Origin of the sequence: Streptomyces sp. NPDC057445 (assembly GCF_042802855.1) — a bacterium.
GTDB lineage: Bacteria > Actinomycetota > Actinomycetes > Streptomycetales > Streptomycetaceae > Streptomyces.
In genome coordinates, this window is the sequence record NZ_JBHVDH010000060.1 from 1 (window position 1) to 3,560 (window position 3,560).

Below are 3,560 nucleotides of genomic sequence, written 5' to 3' on the forward strand. Positions count from 1 at the left end.
TTCGTGTTTCCAACCTTACCAGATTCATTTTCCGTTCCGTTCCCGGTTCGGATTCTGTTTCCGGTGGCCGTTGGAGGGCCTTTGCCTTTCGGCTGTCTCGACTTTATCAGAGTCTTTCGGTCGATCTGATCGACCTCGTGATCCGAATGATGAATCGAGTTGGCTCCGCGGGAATTCATTCCCAGCGAGAGCGAGAGAGATTCTACTTCAGACGCTCGGACGGTTCGGGCAGACATGCCCAGTCCGAGGCAACCGTTAGAATCTACCTCCCCAGTCGGGCCGTGTCAACGGTCCGGCGGGCGAAGAGGAGACTAACAGCTCAGGGAGGCTGCGCGCACATCAGGCGGCGGTGGGGAGCTCGGCGCTCCGCTCTGACGCGTCGACGTCGCCCACCTCCCCTGCGCGGACGGCGCGCCCGCCGAGCACGTACACATACGCGAGGAAGGCCAGCTCGGCCACGATTCCGATGGTGATGCGGGCCCAGGTCGGCAGTCCGGACGGAGTCACGAAGCCCTCGATCAGGCCGGAGACGAAGAGGACCAGGGCAAGGCCCATGGCCATGCCGAGCGCCGCGCGGCCCTGTTGGGCGAGGGCCGTGCGGCGGGGCAGGGGACCGGGGTCGATGAGGGTCCAGCCGAGGCGCAGCCCCGTTCCGGCGGCGACGAAGACGGCAGTGAGCTCGAGCAGGCCGTGCGGGAGGACCAGGCCGAGGAAGGTGTCGAGGCGGCCGGCCGAGGACATCAGACCGATGCCTATCCCGAGGTTGGCCATGTTGAGGAAGAGGATCCAGAGGACGGGGACGCACAGGAAGGCGCCGAGTACCAGACACATGGCCGCGGCCTGGGCGTTGTTCGTCCAGACCTGGGCGGCGAAGGAAGCTGCGGGGTGGCTCGAGTAGTACGTCTCGTACTCGCCACCGGGACGGGTGAGCCGGCGCAGTTCCTCGGGGGCGGCGATCGCCGACTGGACCTCCGGGTGCGTGCCTGTCCACCAGCCGATGATCACGGCGAGCAGAGTGGACAGCACGGCCGTGGGTACCCACCAGTGCCGGGAGCGGTAGACCGCGGCGGGAAAGCCCACGGTCAGGAACCGGACGACATCACGCCAGGAAGCGCGCCGGGTGCCCGTGACGGTGGAGCGGGCACGGGCGACGAGCTGGGTGAGGCGGCCCGTGACCATGGGGTCGGGCGCGCTCGACTGCACGAGGGAGAGGTGGGTGGCGGTGCGCTGGTAGAGGGCGACGAGCTCGTCGGCCTCGGCCCCCGTGAGGTGCCGCCCACGGCGCAGGAGGTGGTCCAGTCGGTCCCACTCGGCGCGGTGGGTCATCACGAAGACGTCGAGGTCCATGGTCGGCTGCTGCTCCAGGCACTGGGTCCGTACGGACGGACGGTTCGTACAACTGCTCGTACAACTCATGCGGCGCGCTTCGGGCCAGCTTGGCAGACTGGCGTACGGCGGGGTCGTGAAGGTCGAAGAACCGTCATGAAGGCCGAAGAGAAGGCCGAAGAGAGGGTGGGCGCGTGAGCGGGGTTGTGACCGGGGATGCGGTCGTACTGGGGCTTCGTCCGGCGAGGCTGCCCAGTCGGGCGCTGGCGCTCGCGATCGATCTTGCCGTGGTGTGGGCGGCGTACCTGCTGATATCCGTGGCCCTCGCGCTCGCGACGGCCTCGCTGGACGAGGCCGCGGTCATGGCGGTGTCGATCGCGACGTTCGTGCTGGTGCTGGTGGGAGCGCCGATCGCGGTGGAGACGCTCAGCCGTGGTCGATCGCTGGGGAAGCTGGCGTGCGGGCTGCGGGTGGTGCGGGACGACGGGGGGCCGATCGGGTTCCGGCACGCGCTGGTGCGGGGGGCGATGGGGGTGGTGGAGATCCTGATGACGTTCGGGGTCGTCGCCTGCATCGCCTCGCTGGTGTCGGCGCGGGGACGGCGGATCGGGGATGTGTTCGCGGGAACTCTGGTCATACGGGAGAGGGTGCCGACGGCGCGGGCCTCGGTGATGCCTCCGCCGCCGCCGTGGCTGGTGGGACGGTTCGCGGAGCTCGATCTGTCCGCCGTGCCGGACGATCTGTGGCTGGCGATCCGGCAGTACCTGACGCGGATGCATCAGCTCGACGGGGACGTGAGCCGGTCTCTGGCGGAGCGGCTGGCCGGGGATCTGGTGGCGCGTACGGGGGCGCCTGCGCCGGAGGGGATTCCGGCCGCGGCGTATCTGGCGGCCGTGGTGAACGAACGGCAGGCGCGGGACGCGCGAAAGGCCTTCGCGGCGGCTGCGGCGGGGGCCCCGGCGGTGGGAACGGCGTCGGCGTCGGCGTATCCGGGAACAGCGTCGGGGTACCCGGGATCGAGGGCTTCCGCGCAGTACCCGGCAACGGGTCCGTACCAGGGCACAGCTGCTGCCCACCTCGTGGCCGGTCCTCCTCAGGTGCCTTCGCCTGCACCGTCCTCGTCGTCGGCGGATGCCGCATCGGCCGAGGGGGGCCGGCAGACGGGGGCGGAGACCGGACCGCCTGCGACCGGATTCGCGCCGCCCGCCTGAGTCATGGTTGCGACCGGCCAAGACCGGCGTCGGCCGGGCTCAGGGAAAGACCGACGGCGGGGTCTCCAGGTCCTCGAGTTCGATGCCAGGGGCTGAGAGGACCACGTCGCCGGTGATGTGCACGGTGTGCTGCTCCCCCGTGTCGAGGGCGCTGACCTGGTATTCGTCCACGATCAGTGAGCCGTTGTCAGTGGCGTGCGCTTCACTCTTCTTCAGGGCCCAGGACTGGTCGACGGTGCGGGGGGCGAGGACCGGGTCCGTGAAGGCCACGAGCCGTACGCGGGTCGCGGGGGCACCGGGGGTGAGGCGGAGCAGCCGGGATGTCGCGACGAGAAAGGCGGGAGAAGTGCCGGTGAAGGCGTGGGCGCGGACGTTGCCCTCGGTCGCGTGCGTGCCCGTGGGGTCGGTTCGCACCCAGGTGACGCCGTCGATGGCGGCGCCCCGGATCTGCCAGCTCGCGGCATGGAGTTCGAGACGGATGGGCCGGCCGAGTTCGTCGAGGGCCAGGTCGACGGAGCCCGCGTGATCACCCGAGGGGGTGGTCAGCTGGGAGACGTAGCGCCAGCCGGACGGGCCGGGGGCGCAGTGGAAGTGCTCTGCGCCGAGGGGGGTGTGATCGTGCGGATCATGGAGCGAATAGCGGCCGCGGGGCATGGGGGCATGGTCCTTGCGATGCGTTGAGGCCCGGTGGCGACGCGAGTGTGCGATTGCTGCCCGGGGCGGGCCGCCGGCGCAATCCCGCGAGGGCCGACGGGCCCGGCCTGGGAAGCCGACGAGGCGCGGCCTGCCGCAGACCCCCGGTCCCTGAGGGTCGGGGGCCTGCGGTGGGAACGTCCCTGCCGGTTACACGTCAGTCGTGGTCGCGTTTACGGTTACACGCGTTCGCGTATCTGTGGGCGTCCGTGTGCGTACCGGTGGGTGTCGGTAGCGGGGGTCAGTAGCGGTAGTGGTCGGGCTTGTACGGGCCCTCGACCTCGACACCGATGTACGCGGCCTGCTCCGGACGGAGCGTGGTGAGCTTGA

The 3,560-nt window shown here is 70.0% G+C and carries 4 protein-coding genes; 1 reads left to right on the forward strand and 3 read right to left on the reverse strand.

Annotated features, from left to right (window positions below; genetic code table 11):
* Nucleotides 1-339: 339 nt before the first annotated feature.
* Nucleotides 340-1,347 (reverse strand): stage II sporulation protein M, encoded by a 1,008-nt coding sequence (locus ACFU5O_RS37385; RefSeq protein ID WP_384247479.1) that lies wholly within the window; start codon nt 1,345-1,347, stop codon nt 340-342.
* 173 nt (nt 1,348-1,520) lie between these two features.
* Between ACFU5O_RS37385 and ACFU5O_RS37390 the strand changes: the two genes are divergently transcribed.
* Nucleotides 1,521-2,537 (forward strand): RDD family protein, encoded by a 1,017-nt coding sequence (locus tag ACFU5O_RS37390; protein ID WP_384247473.1) that lies wholly within the window; start codon nt 1,521-1,523, stop codon nt 2,535-2,537.
* Nucleotides 2,538-2,576: 39 nt separating this feature from the next.
* Here the strand turns inward: ACFU5O_RS37390 and ACFU5O_RS37395 are convergent, their stop codons facing one another.
* Together ACFU5O_RS37395 and ACFU5O_RS37400 are read right to left on the reverse strand one after the other, a co-directional pair.
* Nucleotides 2,577-3,191: a hypothetical protein gene (locus ACFU5O_RS37395; protein ID WP_384247476.1), complete on the reverse strand. Its 615-nt coding sequence runs from the start codon at nt 3,189-3,191 to the stop codon at nt 2,577-2,579.
* A gap of 280 nt (nt 3,192-3,471) precedes the next feature.
* Nucleotides 3,472-3,560, reverse strand: an 89-nt coding sequence (locus tag ACFU5O_RS37400) for an adenosylhomocysteinase (RefSeq protein ID WP_362693304.1), incomplete at its 5' end; no start/stop codon positions are given.

Excerpts from the sequence above, each read along its gene's own strand:
- ACFU5O_RS37385 (WP_384247479.1), bottom strand. The coding sequence starts at position 1,347 with ATGGACCTCGACGTCTTCGTGATGACCCACCGCGCCGAGTGGGACCGA.
- ACFU5O_RS37395 (WP_384247476.1), bottom strand. The coding sequence starts at position 3,191 with ATGCCCCGCGGCCGCTATTCGCTCCATGATCCGCACGATCACACCCCC.